Origin of the sequence: Mycobacterium paraintracellulare (assembly GCF_000276825.1) — a bacterium.
In the GTDB taxonomy this organism is placed as follows: domain Bacteria; phylum Actinomycetota; class Actinomycetes; order Mycobacteriales; family Mycobacteriaceae; genus Mycobacterium; species Mycobacterium intracellulare.
The window spans coordinates 5191584-5209595 of the sequence record NC_016948.1 but is presented as its reverse complement, the minus strand read 5'-3'; the positions used below and the strand labels follow the sequence as shown (position 1 = coordinate 5209595).

General features: G+C 69.7%; 18 protein-coding genes. 11 read left to right on the top strand and 7 right to left on the bottom strand.

Annotated features, from left to right (window positions below; all coding sequences use genetic code 11):
* Positions 1-5 precede the first annotated feature (5 nt).
* On the bottom strand, positions 6-905 hold the full coding sequence (locus OCQ_RS24235; protein ID WP_008261865.1) for an alpha/beta hydrolase: 900 nt from the start codon (positions 903-905) through the stop codon (positions 6-8).
* Positions 906-1079: 174 nt separating this feature from the next.
* On the opposite strand from OCQ_RS24235, the gene OCQ_RS24230 reads away from it, so the two are divergent.
* From OCQ_RS24230 to OCQ_RS24210, 5 genes are all read left to right on the top strand, one after another.
* Complete coding sequence (locus tag OCQ_RS24230; RefSeq protein WP_014381419.1) at positions 1080-1808, top strand: alpha/beta fold hydrolase; 729 nt, start codon at positions 1080-1082, stop codon at positions 1806-1808.
* Between the two features lie 226 nt (positions 1809-2034).
* Positions 2035-2697 (top strand): class I SAM-dependent methyltransferase, encoded by a 663-nt coding sequence (locus OCQ_RS24225; RefSeq protein WP_008261863.1) that lies wholly within the window; start codon positions 2035-2037, stop codon positions 2695-2697.
* Between the two features lie 168 nt (positions 2698-2865).
* Positions 2866-4071 (top strand): alpha/beta hydrolase, encoded by a 1206-nt coding sequence (locus tag OCQ_RS24220; RefSeq protein ID WP_014385999.1) that lies wholly within the window; start codon positions 2866-2868, stop codon positions 4069-4071.
* Between the two features lie 44 nt (positions 4072-4115).
* Positions 4116-5525, top strand: a complete 1410-nt coding sequence (locus tag OCQ_RS24215) for a WS/DGAT/MGAT family O-acyltransferase (protein WP_014385998.1) — start codon at positions 4116-4118, stop codon at positions 5523-5525.
* A gap of 126 nt (positions 5526-5651) precedes the next feature.
* Entirely contained in the window at positions 5652-6428 is a 777-nt protein-coding gene (locus OCQ_RS24210) for a crotonase/enoyl-CoA hydratase family protein (protein WP_008261853.1), read from the top strand.
* Here the strand turns inward: OCQ_RS24210 and OCQ_RS24205 are convergent.
* The gene (locus OCQ_RS24205; protein WP_008261850.1) at positions 6425-7015 is read right to left on the bottom strand and encodes a TetR/AcrR family transcriptional regulator; all 591 of its coding nucleotides are present in this window, start codon (positions 7013-7015) and stop codon (positions 6425-6427) included. The genes OCQ_RS24210 and OCQ_RS24205 overlap by 4 nt on opposite strands.
* 98 nt (positions 7016-7113) lie before the next feature.
* Here OCQ_RS24205 and OCQ_RS24200 point away from each other — a divergent pair, with 98 nt between their 5' ends.
* The 3 genes from OCQ_RS24200 (at position 7114) to OCQ_RS24190 (ending at position 9669) form a co-directional block, all read left to right on the top strand.
* Positions 7114-7656, top strand: a complete 543-nt coding sequence (locus OCQ_RS24200) for a methyltransferase family protein (protein WP_008261849.1) — start codon at positions 7114-7116, stop codon at positions 7654-7656.
* 178 nt (positions 7657-7834) lie between these two features.
* Positions 7835-9352 carry a class I adenylate-forming enzyme family protein gene (locus OCQ_RS24195; protein WP_008261848.1) on the top strand — a complete coding sequence of 506 codons (1518 nt, stop codon included), beginning with the start codon at positions 7835-7837 and terminating at the stop codon, positions 9350-9352.
* Between the two features lie 20 nt (positions 9353-9372).
* On the top strand, positions 9373-9669 hold the full coding sequence (locus OCQ_RS24190; RefSeq protein WP_008261847.1) for a hypothetical protein: 297 nt from the start codon (positions 9373-9375) through the stop codon (positions 9667-9669).
* Between the two features lie 5 nt (positions 9670-9674).
* Here the strand turns inward: OCQ_RS24190 and OCQ_RS24185 are convergent, their stop codons facing one another.
* The 4 genes from OCQ_RS24185 to OCQ_RS24175 form a co-directional block, all read right to left on the bottom strand.
* Positions 9675-10340, bottom strand: a complete 666-nt coding sequence (locus tag OCQ_RS24185) for a TetR/AcrR family transcriptional regulator (RefSeq protein WP_172417544.1) — start codon at positions 10338-10340, stop codon at positions 9675-9677.
* The gene (locus OCQ_RS27255; protein ID WP_014381414.1) at positions 10337-10468 is read right to left on the bottom strand and encodes a hypothetical protein; all 132 of its coding nucleotides are present in this window, start codon (positions 10466-10468) and stop codon (positions 10337-10339) included. Before OCQ_RS27255 ends, OCQ_RS24185 begins: the two co-directional genes overlap by 4 nt.
* 277 nt (positions 10469-10745) lie before the next feature.
* Complete coding sequence (locus OCQ_RS24180; protein ID WP_008261845.1) at positions 10746-12215, bottom strand: aldehyde dehydrogenase; 1470 nt, start codon at positions 12213-12215, stop codon at positions 10746-10748.
* Between the two features lie 103 nt (positions 12216-12318).
* Positions 12319-13089, bottom strand: a complete 771-nt coding sequence (locus OCQ_RS24175) for a class I SAM-dependent methyltransferase (RefSeq protein WP_008261844.1) — start codon at positions 13087-13089, stop codon at positions 12319-12321.
* Between the two features lie 117 nt (positions 13090-13206).
* Between OCQ_RS24175 and OCQ_RS24170 the strand changes: the two genes are divergently transcribed.
* The 3 genes from OCQ_RS24170 to OCQ_RS24160 are packed head-to-tail and all read left to right on the top strand — an operon-like array spanning position 13207 to position 16302.
* A complete protein-coding gene (locus tag OCQ_RS24170; protein WP_008261842.1) occupies positions 13207-14436 on the top strand; it encodes a TerC family protein in 1230 nt (409 codons plus the stop codon).
* A 41-nt stretch (positions 14437-14477) separates the two neighbouring features.
* Positions 14478-15089 (top strand): DedA family protein, encoded by a 612-nt coding sequence (locus tag OCQ_RS24165; protein WP_008261841.1) that lies wholly within the window; start codon positions 14478-14480, stop codon positions 15087-15089.
* A gap of 46 nt (positions 15090-15135) precedes the next feature.
* The gene (locus OCQ_RS24160) at positions 15136-16302 is read left to right on the top strand and encodes a glycosyltransferase family 4 protein (RefSeq protein WP_008261840.1); all 1167 of its coding nucleotides are present in this window, start codon (positions 15136-15138) and stop codon (positions 16300-16302) included.
* On the opposite strand, the gene OCQ_RS24155 is transcribed toward OCQ_RS24160, so the two are convergent.
* Positions 16286-18004 (bottom strand): hypothetical protein, encoded by a 1719-nt coding sequence (locus tag OCQ_RS24155; protein WP_008261839.1) that lies wholly within the window; start codon positions 18002-18004, stop codon positions 16286-16288. The two genes, OCQ_RS24160 and OCQ_RS24155, sit on opposite strands and share 17 nt — an antisense overlap.
* Positions 18005-18012 lie beyond the last annotated feature (8 nt).

Below are 18012 nucleotides of genomic sequence, written 5' to 3'. Positions count from 1 at the left end.
GGCGGTCAGGACGCCGGGGCGAGCGCGGCGCGCAGGATGTCGCATTGGCTGCCGAAGAACTGTTGCGACACTTGAAGTTTCGGCGCGATCAGGTCGAACCCGTGGAAGGCGCCGGGAACGATCTCGACCTGGCACGGCACCCCGGCGGCTTTCAGCCGTTCGGCGTAGGCCAGGTCTTCGTCGTGGAACAGGTCATGGGTGCCCACACCGATCCATGCCGGGGGCAGCCCGCTCAGGTCGTCGCGCCGGGCGGGCACCGCGACCTGCGGGTCCGCGCCGCCCAGGTATGCGGCCCAACCGAATCGGTTGCTGCGGTTGTCCCAGAGCCGGTAGTTCGCGCTGGGCTCGGTCGCCGAACTGCGGTCGTCGAGCATGGGATAGGTCAGCAGCTGGAACGAGGGGCTCACCTCGGCGCGGTCGCGGGCCAGCAGGGCCAGGGCCGCGGCGAGGCCACCGCCGGCGCTGGCACCCCCGATGGCCACCCGGTACCGGTCCACCGACGGCAGCCCGGCGAGCCAGGTCAGCGCCGCGTAGCAGTCTTCCAGCGGTGCGGGGTACGGATGTTCGGGCGCCAGGCGGTATTCCACCGACGCCACGGTGATGCCCAGCCGCCTGCTGAACCCGCTGCACAACCGGTCGTCCTGCTGGGCGGTGCCGATCACGTATCCACCGCCGTGAATCCACAGCAGCGCGGGCGTCGGCTCGCTGACACCGGCCGGCCGGAACAGCCGGACGCCGGCCCCGGACTCGAGGGTGATCACCTCGACGTCGCGGACGGGCTTGCCCAGTCGCGCCCGCCAGTCCATCGCCGCCCGCATGATGGGCAGGGTGCGTGGGCCGACGAGCCGCCGGGGAGCGAAGCGGGCGAGTTTTTGCAGGTCAGGATGAACAGCGTCGTTCGTCACCGATCCAGTATCACCGACGGGGAAAATGAAGGGACCGCTATCGGTGTTCTGCCGTTCATGACACGAGGAGGCCGCGTGCCCGCAAACGTCCCCCACCTCGCCACGCGATTGGTCGACACGACGCTCGGGACGCTTCGGGTCCAGGTGAGTGGCGGAACCGGTCCCGCGGTCCTCATGTGGCCGAGCCTGCTGATGACGGGCGACCTGTGGGCCGGGCAGGCCGCCCGGTTCGGCGACAGCCATCGCCTGGTGCTCGTCGACCCGCCCGGCCACGGCGGCAGCGCGCCGCTGAGCGGGCCGTTCAGCTTCGCCGACTGCGCGCGCTGCGTCGTCGACCTGCTGGACGGGCTCGGCATCGACCGCGCCCACTTCGTGGGCAACTCCTGGGGCGGGATGATCGGCGGCACCTTCGCCGCGCTGCACCCCGAACGGCTCGACCGCGCCGTGCTGATGAATTGCACCGCCTCCAAAGCCGGTGTCGCACAAAAGATTCAGTACGCCGCCATGCTGTGGCTGGCGAGACTGCTCGGCGGCATCCGGCCGCCGCTGACCCGGTCGAGCATCCGCGCCTTCCTGGGGCCGACCACGCTGCGCACCCGCCCGGACGTGGTCGAGGCCGTGCGGACGAACGTGGCTGCGGTGAACGCCGATTCGGTCCGCTGGGCGGTGCACAGCGTGGTCTCGGCCCGGCCCGATCAGCACGCCCTGCTGGCGCGCGTCACGGCGCCGGTGCTGGTGGTCGCCGGCGCGGAAGACGCCACCTTCCCGGTGGCCGAAACCCGGGCCATGGCCGAGTCGATCCCTACCGCGTCCTTCACCGTCCTGGACGGGGTCGCGCACCTCGCGGCGCTCGAGGACCCCGCCCGGGTGAACGCGCTGCTGGAGTCGTTTCTGTTCGGGTGACGCGGCGCCGCTATCGAACCGAAACACGCGTTGCCACGTAGCCCTAACGGGCCCGTGCAGGGCCCACAAGGCAGTGGATTAACCGAACCGCGATCGGGGTATCGGTGCAATGCTGGCGAACGTGCTTGCCGTCAGCTTGTGGGGTTTGTCGGCTCGTGTTCGCTACGTCCCGCCTGGGGCCGCGCGTCGCAGGCCGCCCGATCGGCCGCGACGCGAGGGGCGAGACATGCTGGGGCAGCTATACGATCGGGCACTCGGCGGGGAGCGATGTTGGATCCGCCATGACGACGGCGAACTGCGGCCGCTGCCGGCGCACCGCTGGTTGGGCGTGCGATGTCCCCCCGACGGCTCAGGCGGATCCGGTGACGCCGTCGACGAGGTTTTCGACGAGGCCGTCACCCAGATGTGCACCGGGCCGACCATCGAGCTGGGCTGCGGTCCGGGGCGGTTGGTGGCGAGACTGATCCAGCGGGGCATCCCCGCACTCGGTATCGACCGATCCGCGACCGCGATCCAGCTGGCGGGCCGGGGCGGTGCGCCGGCCCTGTTGGGTGACGTGTTCGAGGAGCTGCCCGGAACGGGCTTGTGGCAGACGGTGTTACTGGTCGACGGCAACGTCGGGCTCGGTGGAGACCCGCTGCGGATTCTCGCGCGCGCCTTCGAGTTGTTGGCCCGCGGCGGCCGTTGCATCGCCGAATTCGAAGCCGAGACCATCGGCATCCGGTCGCGCTGGGTCCGCCTCGAGTCGTCGTGCGAGGTCGGGCCCTGGTTTCGCTGGGCCACCGTCGGGGTGGACAGCGCCGCCGCGCTGGCCGCGCAGGTGGGGCTGACGCTGACCGGCGTCCGCCTGATCGGCGACCGGGTGATCGCCAGCCTGGCGGCGGTCTGAGCGTGTCGCGCGCAGCTAAATCAGGCGCACGTAGCGAACCGCCAAATGCGTTCCAAACAGGGTGAATAACCCCGTCAGCGACACCCCTGGGCAAAGCGTGAGCGCAACCATAGCCGGTTCTACGTAAACACCGGTTTCGGCGACCTGCCCGGGGGTACAGTTCCCGACATGACGGCGAACCGACCGGGTTTCACACCGTGGATGAAGTGGTTGCTGCGGGCCGGTCCCGCCGACTATGCGCTGGCGCTGAGCGTGGCCGGGGCGTCGCTGCCGGTTGTCGGCAAACACCTCGAGCCGCTGGCCGGCATCACCGCCATGGGCGTGTGGGGCGCGCGGCACGCACCCGAGGCGATCTCCGCGGCGAAAAAGGACTGGTTCACGCCGGGGATCAACGACGCGCGGCGCCGGGACCGTGAGAGCACGCGGCAGGTCTCCCTCGCGGCGTTGCGGGGGGTCGTGTCGGCGGCGGACCTCGAGATGGATTGGCCGGCGGCCGAACGGACACCGCCGATCTGGGACGGCCTGCGCCAGCGGCGCCACCTTTATCGCCGGGGCGTCCACTACGGGGACCACCCCGCACAGGTGCTCGACGTCTGGCGCCGCAAAGACCTGCCCGCGCAACCCGCGCCGGTCCTGATCTTCCTGCCGGGCGGCGCCTGGGTGCACGGCAGGTGCATGGGTCAGGGGTCCGCGCTGATGTCGCGGCTGGCCGAGCAGGGGTGGGTGTGCCTGGCGGTCGACTACCGCGTCGCGCCACACCACCGCTGGCCGCGCCACATCGTCGACGTCAAAACCGCCATCGCGTGGGCGCACGCCAACGTCGACAAGTTCGGCGGCGACCGCAATTTCGTTGCGATAGCGGGGTGTTCGGCCGGCGGCCACCTGTGCGCGCTGGCCGGGCTGACCCCCGACGACCCGGAGTACCGGGCGAAGCTGCCCGAGGGTGCGGACACGTCGGTGGACGCGGTCGTCGGAATCTATGGCCGGTACGACTGGGAGGACCGCTCCACGCCGGAGCGCGCCCGGTTCGTCGAATTCCTGGAACGGGTCGTGGTGAGAAAGTCGATCGCCCGTCATCCCGAAGTATTCCGGGCCGCCTCGCCGATCGCCCGAGTGCACCGTAATGCGCCGCCCTTCCTCGTGATTCACGGCAGCAAGGACAGCGTCATCCCGGTGGAGCAGGCGCGCAGCTTCGTCGAGCGGCTGCGGACGGTGTCGCATTCGACGGTGGGCTACCTGGAGTTGCCGGGCGCGGGCCACGGATACGACCTCATCGACGGCGAGCGCGCCGGCGCGGCGGCACACGTCGCCTCCCTGTTCCTCAACCAGGTTTATCGCACCAAGACACGGATCGGGGCAAAAGAGGTTATCTGAGCCGGCGCCGCTGAGTATGGTCCCTCTATGGGTAAGGGGCAGCGGTGAAGAGGCTTAGCGGCTGGGACTCGGTGCTGCTGTACAGCGAAACGCCGAACGTGCACATGCACACCATCAAAGCCGCCGTCATCGAACTGGACGTTGATCGGCGTTCCCTGGACGTCGACGCGTTCCGGCAAGTCATCGCCGGCCGGCTGAACAAGCTCGATCCGTTCTGCTACCAGCTCATCGAGGTCCCCCTCAACTTCCACCACCCGATGTGGCGGGAAAACTGCGAGGTCGACCTCGACTATCACATCCGTCCCTGGCGAGTGTCGCCGCCCGGGGGCCGCCGCGAGCTGGACGAAGCCATCGGGCAAATCGCCAGCACCCCGCTCGACCGCAGCCGCCCGCTCTGGGAGATGTACTTCGTGGAAGGGTTGGCCAACAACAGGATTGCGGTCGTCGGCAAAATTCACCACGCGCTCGCCGACGGCGTCGCATCCGCGAATTTGTTGGCCCGCGGCATGGACCTGCAGCCGTGCCCGGACGGCGGACCGTACATGTGCGACCCGCCCCCGACCACGCGGCAGCTCGTCGCCTCGGCGCTCGCCGACCACGTCCGCCACGTTGGGCGGCTGCCGCACACGATCCGCTACACCGCGCAGGGTTTGGGCCGGGTGCGCCGCAGCACACGCAAGTTCTCCCCGGAACTGACGCGGCCGTTCGAGCCGCCGCCGACGTTCATGAACCACAAGCTCACCCCGGAACGCCGGTTCGCCACCGCCACACTGGCCCTGGCCGACGTCAAGGAGACCGGCAAGCGGCTCGGGGCGACGATCAACGACATGGTGCTGGCCATGTCGACGGGCGCGTTGCGCACCCTGCTGTTGCGCTACGACGGCAAGGCCGAGCCGTTGTTGGCTTCGGTGCCAATGAGTTTCGACTTCTCGCCCGAGCGGATCTCCGGCAATCGTTTCACCGGCGTGCTGGTCGGCCTGCCGACCGATTCCGACGATCCGCTGGAGCGGGTGCGGTGCAGCCACGAGAACGCGATCGCCGCCAAGGAAAGCAACCAGCTGATGGGACCGGAGTTGGTCAGCCGGTGGGCGGCCTACATGCCGCCGGGCCCCACACAGGCCTTCTTCCGGTGGGCGTCCGGCCGCGATGGCCACAACAAGATCCTCAACCTGAACATCTCCAACGTCCCCGGGCCGCGCGAGCGCGGCCGCGTGGGCGGTGCGCTGGTCACCGAGATCTATTCGGTGGGCCCGTTGACCGCCGGCAGTGGGCTCAACATCACCGTGTGGAGCTATGTCGATCAGCTCAACATCTCGGTGCTCGCCGACGGGGCCACGTGCGAGGACCCGCACGAGGTCACCGACGCCATGGTCAACGATTTCATCGAAATACGCAGGGCCGCAGGGATTTCGGAGAAGCTCACCACAATCGAAGCCGCGATGGCGCCGGCCTGACCGGGTCGGCACGGTCGCTGACCGCGCGCGGGCGGTAACCCGAATCTCGCCGGGCCGTTAACGCCATTCCCGTCGACCGTTACCATCGGTCCGACAAGTCAGTAGCGTGACGAACAAGGGAGCACCGTGAGCGAAGAGGCCAACGAACCCGAAGTCCTGGTCGAACAGCGGGACCGGATCCTCATCATCACGATCAACCGGCCGAAGGCCAAGAACGCGGTCAACTCCGCGGTGGCCAACGGCCTGGCCGCCGCCGTCGACCGGCTCGACGACGAACCCGGCCTGTCGGTCGGCATCCTCACCGGCGCGGGCGGCTCGTTCTGCGCGGGCATGGACCTCAAGGCCTTCGCCCGCGGCGAGCTCCCGATCGTCGAGGGCCGCGGCATGGGCTTCACCGAACGTCCGCCGGTCAAGCCGCTGATCGCGGCGGTCGAGGGCTACGCGCTGGCCGGCGGCACCGAGCTGGCGTTGGCGACCGACCTGATCGTGGCCTCCAAGGACTCGGCGTTCGGCATCCCGGAGGTCAAGCGCGGCCTGGTCGCCGGGGGCGGCGGGCTGCTGCGGCTGCCGCAACGCATCCCGTCCGCGATCGCCATGGAGCTGGCACTGACCGGTGAAAACCTGAGCGCCGAGCGCGCGCACGCGCTGGGAATGGTCAACGTCCTCGCCGAGCCCGGATCGGCGCTGGACGCGGCGATCGAGCTGGCCGAGAAGATCGCCGCGAACGGGCCGCTGGCGGTGGCCGCCACCAAGCAGATCATCGTCGAGTCCCGCGGCTGGAGCCCCGAGACCATGTTCGCCGAGCAGAACAAGCTGCTCGCCCCGGTGTTCTCCTCCAACGACGCCAAGGAGGGCGCGATCGCCTTCGCCGAGAAGCGCCCGCCCAAGTGGACGGGCACTTAATCGGTCAGGTAGCGCTGCAGCGTCGGCCCCAGCCGGCCGACCAGGTCCTCGATGCTGGTCGACGCGAGCGGCTCGATCTTCAGCTGGTAGCGCGCGAAGGCGAGCCCGGCCAGGTGGCTGGCCACCAGCTCGACCCGTAGCTCGGCATCGGCAACCCCGAATTCCGTCGCGACCCGCTCGGCGATCGGGCCGGCGAGGCTGTCGTGCAACACCTTTCGCGCCTCGGGGTGGATCGCCGCCGAACGCCACAGCGTCAGGAACGGCTCGAACACGGCGCCTTGTTCCCAGTGCTCGAGGAAGCGGCGCGCCAGCCGTTCGCCGACCCGTTCGGTCCCCTCGTCGAGCAGCGTGGCCAGCTGGTGCAACGGGTGCTCGGGACCGGTCAGCGTGGACGCGGTGAACAGACCTTCCTTGTTGCCGAAAAAGTAGTAGACCATCGCGACGTCCACACCGGCGTCGGCCGCGATTGCGCGGACGGTGGCCCGTTCGTACCCGTCGCGCATGAAGCGTTCGCGCGCCGCATCGATGATGCGCTGTCTGTTCACTTGGCCGGTGCGCCACCGGCCGGCGCGCCGCGCTGCTGGCATGCGCACCAGAATACTTCAACAAGCGTTGGCGAATGCCGTCGCGCGGCGTACCTTAGTTGTTGAACGAAGGTTGAAGTATTAGCTGAAGGAGGCCTTCAATGGTGACGAGGACGCGGCGACGCCTGTGGTGGCGCCACCTGATGTCGGTCCTGTTGTTCCCGGCGACGATGACGCTCGTGGTGCCGGCCCTGATCGTCGGCACGGCCGGCGTGCACGAGCCGCGCCTGGATGCCGCGCCGACGATCGCGCTGATCACGGTCGGCTGCGTGCTGATCGCCGCCGGCCTGGCCCTGATGATCTGGACGAATGTGCTGTTCGACCGGGTGGGCGAGGGGACGCTCGGGCTGGGCAACGTGATGGGGGAGCCGGTCCATCTGGTGGTGCGGGGCCCGTATCGGCACGTGCGGAACCCGATGATCACCGGCGTGCTGTGCATCCTGCTCGGCGAGGCGGCCATCATTGCATCGGGCCCGCTATTGCTTTGGTTCGCAATCTTTTTCACGTTCCAGGCCATCGCCATCCGGTTCTGGGAGGAACCCCATCTCGCCGAGCGCTACGGCCGTGAATACGTCGACTATCGAAGCAACGTGCCGCGCTGGATCCCGCGGGTCTCGGCCTGGGATCCGCCCGCCCGCTCCTGAGGCGGTGGCAAGCGCCGGCACCGATCGCAACTCGGGGTTCCCGTCCCACCGTTGCCGTCGAGGGACCCGCCGTGACCAGGGCGCCCGTCGCGCGGCAAGCTCGGCATCGAGGGACAATCCGGCTGAGTTACACTGCAGACGAGATTTGTAAAGGGCCGGGAATCCAGAAGGATCGAGGATGAGCATTTCGTTGCTGCTCGAGATGGCCGTGTCCGGCGACGCCGAGCGCACCGCGGTGGTGTCCGGCGATTTGCGGCTGACCACGCAGCAGCTCAGCGATCTTGCCGACGGCGGCGCGGGGGTGGTCGCGGCCTCGGGAGCCAAGCACCTGGTGTACGTGGGCACCGGCGGCGCGATGCTGCCGGTGTTGATCTTCGCCGCGGCGCGCGCCGGGGTGGCGTTCACGCCGATCAATTACCGGCTCTCCGCCGAGGGCATCCAGGCGCTGATCGAGCGGCTGCCCGAGCCGTTGGTGGTGGTCGACGGTCGCTACCGGGAGATGATCGGCGGCGTGTCGGACCGGGTGATGGTGTCCGACGACTTCCTCGACGCCGCCGGCGGTGCCGAGCCCGCGGCGGAATTCCCCGATCCGGACGCCGTCGCGATCGTGCTGTTCACGTCGGGCACCACCTCGCAGCCCAAGGCCGTCGAGCTCTCGCACAACAACCTGACCAGTTACGTCACCGGGACGGTGGAATTCGGGGCGGCCGCCGACACCGATGCCGCGCTGATCTGCGTGCCGCCGTACCACATCGCCGGGGTCAGCGCCGCGCTGTCGAATCTGTATGCCGGCCGCAAGATGGTGTACCTGCCCAATTTCGATGCGCAGGAATGGGTTCGGCTGATCAACACGGAGAACGTGACCACCGCGACGGTGGTGCCGACCATGCTCGACCGCATCGTCACGGTGCTGGAGAACGGGGACGGGCCGGCCATCGAGTTGCCGTCGCTGCGCAACCTCGCCTACGGCGGCTCCAAGGTCGGTTTGCCGCTGGTTCGCCGGGCCCTCGAGCTGCTGCCCGACGTGGGCTTCGTCAACGCCTACGGCCTGACCGAGACCAGCTCGACGATCGCGGTGCTGACACCCGACGACCATCGCGCGGCGCTGGCGGCGTCGACTCCGGAGGGCGCGCGGCGGCTGGGGTCGGTCGGGCAGGCGGTGGCGGGCATCGAGCTGCAGATCCGCGACGAGGCCGGCAACGTGCTGCCGCCGGGCGAGACCGGTGAGCTGTTCGTGCGGGGCGAGCAGGTCTCGGGCCGCTATACCGGGATCGGTTCGGTGCTCGACGAGAACGGCTGGTTCCCGACCAAGGACATCGCCATGCTCGACGACGAGGGCTACCTGTTCATCGGTGGGCGCAGCGACGACACGATCATCCGCGGCGGCGAGAACATCGCGCCCGCCGAACTCGAAGAGGTCCTGGTCGAGCACCCCCACGTGCGGGACGTCGCCGTGGTCGGGGTCGAGGATCCGCAGTGGGGCCAGGCGATCGTCGCGGTGGTGGTGCCGGCGCCGGGCGTCGACCCCGACCCCGCGGAACTGCGCGAATTCGTCCGCAAGAGTTTGCGCGGATCACGCACCCCCGACGAGGTAGTGTTTCGCGACGAGCTGCCCACCACCGCCACCGGCAAGGTGTTGCGGCGGGAGATCATCCAGACCCTCACGGAATTGCGCTCCGCGCCGGCCCAGCAGTAAGCGATCAAGGACGGAAATCAATGATCAAGAACGGAACTCGTCTCGCCAGCCAGGTATGCGACACCCAGGTGATCGTCGTCAGAAGCGCGGACAGCCTCGACGACCTGCGGTGTGGCGGTGCGCCGATGGTGCCGGTGGGCGCCGAGCGCTCGGGCGAACTGGACCCGGCGTTCTCCGACGGCACGGTCATGGGCAAGCGCTACGTGGACGAATCCGGCGCCGAGGTGCTGGTGACCAAGCCCGGCGCCGGAAGCCTGAGCATCGGGCAGACCGCGCTGCACCTCAAAGAGGTCAAGCCGCTACCCGCGAGCGACTGACGACGTCACTGCGAGCCGGCAGGCTTGCCCGGGATCTTGTTCCGGAGAACGAATTCCTTTGCCTTGATCAGGAATTCGAGCTGCTCACCCACTTGGTGTAGTGGGCCTGCGTTGCGGGTCGACCGCGACAGGACGATGGCGCCCTCCAGCGCGGAGATCGACATCACGGCCAGCGACGCGGCGTCAGCGTCGTCGAAGCCGTCATTGACGAACGCGCGGGTGAGCGCGGTGCACCAGCGGCCCAGGATCGCGCCGGCCTCGGTGGAGAGCTTGGGCCCGTCACCGTCGGAACACCCGATCGCCGCCGCCACCACCGGGCAGCCGGCGGTGAAGCCGCCCTCGGTGAGCAGCCGCTCCCAGTACCCGACGAACTCGGCCAACAACTCCCGGGCGCCGCGCCCGGCGGCGTCGTCGATCAGGGCGGTGATGGAGTCGCCGGAGTAGCGCAGCGCTTCGGTCAGGATCTGATTGCGCCCGTCGGGAAAGTGGTAGTAGACCGAGCCACGCGGGGCGCCACTGCGGGCGAGCACCGCGTCGATCGTCACGCCCGCGGCGCCGCGCTCACGCATCACCTCGGCGGCGCTGGCCAGCATTTTTGTCCGGGTGTCCCCGCGCTTCGTCGGGGCGTCACCGATAGTCGGCACTGTCGTACCTCCCGAGGCTGGCGTCATGCAGCGTGCGAGTGGCGCAGCGCCGGCCAGTGCATATGACGCGGGCTGAAGCGGAATGTCCGGCGCCGCAACTCTGGCATCTCGCGGGTGAATTGATAGCCGGCGACGTTGAGCTCAATGATCCACATGGTGTTCTCCCGGCCTGTGTGCGGCCCTTGATTATGCTAAGAACCATATAAGACATCCGTAAATTAAGCAATTTCTCAGGCGAAATGTGACGTACGCCGCACAAACAGGGCGCGTCGGCGCGGCGGTCCGCACTTGCGGCCGCGTGAACCGGCCGAAAATATGCTCTATTGCATAACCGCTAGAACGCGGCCAGGGACGGCCCCCCAAACGCCGAACGCGCACCCACGGCGAAAAATCGGCAGATATCTCGCCCTGCGTGCACGTTCGACGCGGGATTTAGCTTTCGATCGTGTGGCCCATCGGCATCAGCACGCTCTTCTGCTGGGTGAAGTGCTCGACGCCCTCGGGTCCGTTCTCGCGGCCGATGCCGGAGTTCTTGTAGCCGCCGAACGGGCAGCACGGGTCGAACGCGTACCAGTTGATCGCGTACGTCCCGGTGCGGATCTTCTCCGAGACCTCGATGCCCCGCTGCACGTCGGCGGTCCACACGCTGCCGGCCAGCCCGTACACCGAGTCGTTGGCGATCTTGATCGCATCCTCCTCGGTGTCGTAGGGGATGATCGAGAGCACCGGCCCGAAGATCTCCTCCTGGGCGATCGTCATCTTGTTGTCGACGTCGGCGAACACCGTCGGCTGCACGAAGAAGCCGCCGTCGAGGCCCTCGGGACGGCCGCCGCCGCACACCAGCCGCGCACCCTCCTCGATGCCCTTGGCGATGTAGCCCTCCACCCGGGCCCGCTGCTTCTCCGAGATCAGCGAACCGATCTGGGCGGCCGGGTCCGACGGCAGGCCCACCGGCAGCGCCTGCACGAAAGTGCTTACCGCGTCCACGATTTCGTCGTACCGCGAGCGCGGAGCCAGGATGCGGGTCTGGGCCACGCAGGCCTGCCCGGTGTTCATGATCCCGGAGAACACCAGCATCGGGATCGCCGAAGGCAGGTCGACGTCGTCGAGGACGATGGCCGCCGACTTCCCGCCCAGCTCCAGGGTGCACGGCTTGAGCATGTCGGCGGCGCGACGGCCGATCTCCTTGCCCACCGCCGAGCTGCCGGTGAAGGAGAAGATGTCGACGTCCGGGTTGGAGGTCAGCGCCTGCCCGGTCTCGATCCCGCCGGGCACCACCGACAGCACGCCATCGGGCAGCCCCGCCTCGGCGAAGGCCTCCGCCAAAGCGTTTGCGCTCAGCGGTGTTTCGGCCGCCGGCTTGAGCACCACCGTGCAGCCGGCCAGCAGCGCCGGGCCCAGCTTGTTGACCGCCAAAAACAGCGGCACGTTCCAGGCCACGATCGCGCCCACCACACCGATCGGCTCGCGGTGGACGATGCTCTGCCCGTAGCCGCCGGTGCGGACCTCTTTCCACTTGACCTGGTCGACGGCCGGGCCGGCGAAGAAGTTCAGCGCCCCGATCGAGCTCATCCAGTGCATCGTTTCGACGGTCGTCGGCGGCTGGCCGGTCTCGGCCGCGAGCAGCTGGGTGAACAGGTCCTTGCGCTCCTCCATCACCTTGAGCGCGTTGGCGATGACGGCGGCGCGCTCCTTCGGCGGCGTGGTCGGCCACGGGCCGTTGTCGAAGGCCGCGCGGGCCGCGGCGACGGCGGCGTCGACGTCGGCCGCGGCGGCCAGCGGCACCTTGCCGACGTAGTCACCGGTGGCCGGACAGGTCACCTCGATCACCTCGGAGGTCGACGGTTCCGTCCACTTGCCGCCGATGAAAAGCTTGTCGTATTCGGTCTTAGCGTCTGTCATCTTCCGCCACTCCTCCTGCTTGTTCAGATCGCACTGCCCTGTCATCGTCGTCGGCGGGCATGCGCGCCACCCTACCCAAGCCAGGGCAAAACGAGAACACGTTTCACTCTTGGGGTTGCAGGACCAGCACCAGATTGCTCACCAGGAACTCGCGCAGCACCGGCACGCCCGTCAGCCACCACGCCCATCGCGGGTGGTAGCGGGGAAATGCGGCCAGCGCGGCGCCGGTGTTCGCGGCCCACGTCAGGCCGTCGGCCGCCGACACCTCGAACAACGACGACCCGTAGTTGTTTTTGGCGGGATGGCCGTGCTTGCGCGCGTAGCGCGCCGCGGCGCGCTCGCCCCCCAGGTAGTGGGTCAGGCCCATCTCGTGTCCGCCGAACGGGCCCAGCCAGACCGTGTAGGACAGCACGGCCAGCCCGCCGGGCCGGGTCACTCGCAGCATCTCGGCGCCGAGTTGCCAGGGCCGCGGCACGTGTTCGGCGACGTTGGACGACAGGCAGATGTCCACCGAATCGTCGGCGAACGGCAGCGCCATGCCCGACGCGCGCACGAAGGTTCCCCCGGCCGCCGCGTCGGCGGGTCCGGCCGCGTGCATCTCGCCCGGGTCGGGCTCGACGCCGACGTAGTCGAGTCCGGCGCGGGCGAAGGCCGTCGCGAAGAAGCCCGGCCCGCCGCCGACGTCGAGCAGCGTGCGGCCGGCGGGGGAGTCCGCGTGGGCGGCGCGCCACAGGTCGCTCACCATCGCCACGGTGTCGGCGGCCAGCGCGCCGTAGAAGCGGGCGGGATCGGTCTGCTCGTAGCGAAACTCCGACAGCAACCGCACCGAGCGGGCCAGCGTCGCCCGGCGAGCGAAGAGGTCGGTCACGGCCACCGGCCAACCCTACGGCCGGGCGCGCAACCGGGCGCGCACATAGTGTGGCGGCAAAGAGGGTACGGAAGCGACGAAGACCCAGACGACGGCTCCGACGAAGGTGGCTCAGGCAGCGAAATGGATGTTCCCGATTGGGTGTGGGCCCTGACCGTCTTGGCCATCGTCGGGCTGTTGGCCTTCGACTTCTTCTTCCATGTCCGCAAGGCGCACGCCCCGACGCTGCGGGAGGCCGCGCTGTGGTCGATGGCCTACGTCGGCATCGCGCTGCTGTTCGGCGTCGGCCTGCTCGCGTTCGGAGGCCACGAGGAGGGCCCGGAATACTTCGCCGGGTACGTCACCGAGAAGGCGCTCTCGGTCGACAACCTGTTCGTCTTCTTGATGATCATGGCCAGCTTCCGGGTGCCGCGCGAGGATCAGCAGAAGGTGCTGCTGTTCGGGATCGTCTTCTCGCTGATCGCGCGGACCGGCTTCATCTTTCTGGGCGCCACGCTGATCAACACGTTCGCATGGGTCTTCTACCTGTTCGGGCTGATCCTGCTGCTCGCCGCCGGCGGCGTGCTGCGGCCCGACGAGCGCGAGGAATCCCACAAGGCCGACAACGTCGTCATCCGGATCGCGAAGAAGGTCCTGCACACCACCGAGCACTATGACGACGACAGGTTGTTCACGATGGTGGATGGCCGGCGCGCGATGACGCCGATGCTGCTGGTCATGGTGGCCATCGGTGGAACGGACATCTTCTTCGCGCTCGACTCGATCCCGGCGATCTTCGGCCTCACCCAGAACGTCTACATCGTGTTCACCGCGACGGCCTTCTCGCTGCTGGGCCTGCGCCAGCTGTACTTCCTCATCGAGGGCCTGCTGGACCGGCTGGTCTACCTCTCGTACGGCCTCGGGGCGATTCTGGGCTTCATCGGCGTCAAGCTGATCCTGCATGCGCTGCACGAGAACAACGTCCCCTTCATCAACGACGGCGAGCCGGTCTCGCTGGTCGAGATCAGCACCTACCTGTCGCTGGCCGTGATCGTCGGCGTTCTGGTCGTCACCGTCGTCGCCTCGTTGCTGAGCCCCATGGGCAAGGCCCGGACGGCCATCGCCGGCGCCCGGCGGCACGCGACGGCCTATCTCGACTCCGAATACACCCACGACGCGGGCGAACGCGAGCGCATCTTCCGCAAGCTGCTGGACGAGCGCGACCAGATCCTCGCGCTCGGTCCCAAGTACCGCCAGCTGGTCCGCGACGAGCCGGCGCTGATCGACCTGTTCGACCGCGCGGCCGCCAAGCACGACGAAGCCGTCGGCCGCGGCGAGGCCGAGCCGTTCGTCAGGATGGGCCTGACCTCCTGAGAAGCCGGCCGCCGGCGCGCGCTGTGTAGTGTTGCGCTCTAGTGTTCGATTCCCTGCTTGATGCGCTCGGCAACTCGTGGTGGGCGTATCCGCTGATCCTGGCCTCGTGCACTTTCGACGCCATCCTCCCCCTGTTGCCGAGCGAGACGGCGCTGCTGACCGGCGGCATCCTTGCGGCCAACGGTTCGATGCTGCTGGGCTGGGTGATCGTCATGGCGGCCATCGGCGCGTTCGTCGGCGACAACCTCGCGTACGCGATCGGCCACTCGGCCGACGACTTCGCCCGCCGCTGGATCACCCGCGGCGAGAAGGGACAGCGCAGCCTGGACTGGGCCCACCGGGAACTGGAGCGGCACGGGGGCCCGCTGGTGATCGTGGCCCGGTTCCTGCCCGGGGGCCGCACGGCCACCACCATCGCCTGCGGCGTGCTGGACTTCCCCTATCGCCAGTTCGTGGTGTTCGACGCGATCGGCGCCGTGGTGTGGGCGACGCTCAACACCCTGATCGGCTACATCGGCGGCAACGCGTTCGCCGATAACACGGTCGCGGCGTTCGCGGTGGCGTTCGGGACGGCGCTGGCGCTGGCCGGGATCATCGAACTGATCCGGTGGGTGCGCCGTCGCGCCCGGCAGGAAGGGCGGGTGCGGCGCTAGCGGTCCCGCATGGCGCGCCGACCGATTCCCATTAGGCTGACCGGTGATGTCTGCTCTGCGCTCGGTCCTGCTGCTGTGCTGGCGCGATACCGGGCACCCGCAGGGCGGCGGCAGCGAAGCCTATCTGCAGCGCATCGGTGCGCAGCTGGCCGCCTCGGGGATCGACGTCACGCTGCGCACCGCCCGCTATCCCGGCGCGGCGCGCCGCGAAGTCGTCGACGGCGTGCGGATCGACCGCGCCGGTGGCCGGTACTCGGTGTACGTCTGGGCGTTGCTGGCGATGGCGGCGGCCCGGCTCGGGGTGGGCCCGCTGCGCAAGGTGCGGCCCGACGTGGTCGTCGACACCCAGAACGGGTTGCCCTTTCTGGCGCGGCTGGTCTACGGCCGCCGCGTGGTGGTGCTGGTGCATCACTGCCACCGCCAGCAGTGGCCGGTGGCCGGCCCGGTGCTCGGCCGGCTCGGCTGGTTCGTCGAGTCGACGCTGTCGCCCCGGGTGAACCGGCGCAACCAGTACGTGACGGTGTCGCTGCCGTCCGCGCGGGACCTGGTCACCCTGGGCGTCAATGGCGCGCAGATCGCGGTGGTGCGCAACGGCCTGGATCTGGCGCCGGCGCAATCGTTGTCGGGCCCGCGCGCGGCCGCGCCGCGCGTGGTCGTGTTGTCGCGGCTGGTGCCCCACAAGCAGATCGAGGACGCGCTCGAAGCGGTCGCGGCGCTGCTGCCGCGGACGCCGGGCCTGCATCTCGACATCGTCGGGGACGGCTGGTGGCGCGAGCGGCTCGTCGAGCACGCGCGACGGCTCGGCATCTGCGCCGCGGTGACGTTCCACGGTCACGTCGACGACGTGACGAAACACCATGTGCTGCAAGCGGCTTGGGTGCACGTGCTGCCCTCGCGCAAGGAGGGCTGGGGGCTGGCGGTCATCGAGGCGGCCCAGCACTCGGTGCCGACCATCGGCTACCGGTCCTCGGGCGGCCTGTCGGACTCTATCGTCGACGAGGTGACCGGGATCTTGGTGGACACCCACGCCGAGCTGGTGGACCGTCTCGAGGAACTGCTCGCCGATCCGGTGCTGCGCGACCAACTCGGCGCCAAGGCGCACACCCGCAGCGGCGAGTTCTCCTGGGCGCAAAGCGCCGACGCGATGCGCGGCGTGCTGGACGCGGTGCACTGCGGCCGCACGGTGCACGGACTAGTCACCGGGCGGGGCTGACCGAGGCGCGGCGCCGCCACGCGCCGATTCCCGCGCCGGCGCCGCCCGCGACCAACAACGCCAGCCACGCCGCATGGGCGATCACCGTCGCCGCCCGGCGATCGGCCGACACCCCGGCGCTTTGCCCGCCGACCCGGTAGAGCGCGATCGCGTCGTCCCGGTAGACCGGCGCCAGCGCGCCCAGGGTGCGGGCGGCCGCCCCCATGTCGCCGGCGCTGTCCGATTCCACCACCAGCCATCCCACGCCCGCCGCCGCCAGCGCCGACGGATCGGGCCCGGCCAGAAGCAGCCGCTGCACTTCGCGGGCGTGCGCGCCCTCGCCTGCGATGGTGGACCCCGAAATCACCAGGTCGCCGCTGCTCAGCACCTCGGCGCGCACCCAGCGCGGCAGCGGGTCCAGCACCGGCGCGGCGCCCGACCAGAAGAAGAGCCGCATCGTCCCGGCCGGCAATACCGCCACCGCGGCCGGCCGTGCGTTGATCGCCGCGGCGACGGCGGTCCAGCCGTGCGGGTAGTGCACCGGCGACACCTTGCCCCACACCCCCCAGGCCAGGTCGGGCAGCGCCAGGAGCAGCGCCAGGCAGCAGACGAGCGCCGCCGCAACGTCCGCAGGCGGCGGCGTCCGCCGTCGCAACGTCACCACCGCGCCGGCGCCCGCCACCGTGTAGCCGGGCACGGCGAGCGCCACCCACTTCTGCCCGTCGCGCAGCACGCCGAATCCCGGCACGGCGTCGACCACCGCGCCCAGCAGGTGCAGGCCCGGCCCGGTGGCCAGCGCCGCGGGAACCAGCACCGACACCGCGGCCAGCACCAGCAGCGGAACCGCCACCGACCGGCGGGCGACCGCCGGCAGGCCCGCCGCCACGATCCCGAGCAGCACCACGGCCGAGGACACCGCGAAAAGCGTGGCGCGCGAAGCGGGTACGGCGTCGCCGTTCCAGATTCCGCCGAGGCTGGCCAGGCTGGCGAGCGTGCCCAGGCCGGGCTCGGCGCGCGGCGCGAACGCCTCGACCCCCAGCCGGTTCGCCGCGGTGTGGGCGGTCAGCGAAGCGCCCAGCGCCGACGCGACCAACCACGGCAGCGCGGCCACCAGCGCGACGCCCAGCGCCGCCGCGGCGCACCACCGGCGCGGCCAGGGCCCGGCCGTGCCGTCACCCGGGGCGGCCACGCAGACCAGCGCCACCGTCGCGGCCAACAGCAGCCCGGTCGGGGTCAGACCGGCCAGCGCGATCCAGAAGGCCAGCCCGAACAGCGAGCCGGATCCCGCGCGCAACGTCAGCATGGCCGTCGCCACCCAGGGCAGGCAGCCGTAGCCGACCAGCAGGCTCCAATGGCCCTGCAGAAGTCGTTCGGCGACATAGGGATTCCAGATCGCCAGCGTGATCGCGACGAACTGCCCGGGCGCGCCCGCAGGCGGCAGGGCCACCTCGACGAGCCGGGCCGCGCCCCAGCCCGCCAGCCACAACCCCACCACGAGCAGCGCTTTGACCACGATGCCGCCGTCGACCACATGCGAGGCGAGCGCCACCGCGAAATCCTGGGGGGTGGCGCGCGGCGCCGAGGTCAACCCCAGGGCGGTGTCGGACAGGTATGACCGCGGCGTCGAGACGGCGTCACGCAGCAGCAGGTACCCCGGGGCCAGCAGCGGCCCGACCACCAGCAGCGCCAGGACCAGTGCGTACCCGGGTCGGGTCCAGCGCACGGCTACCG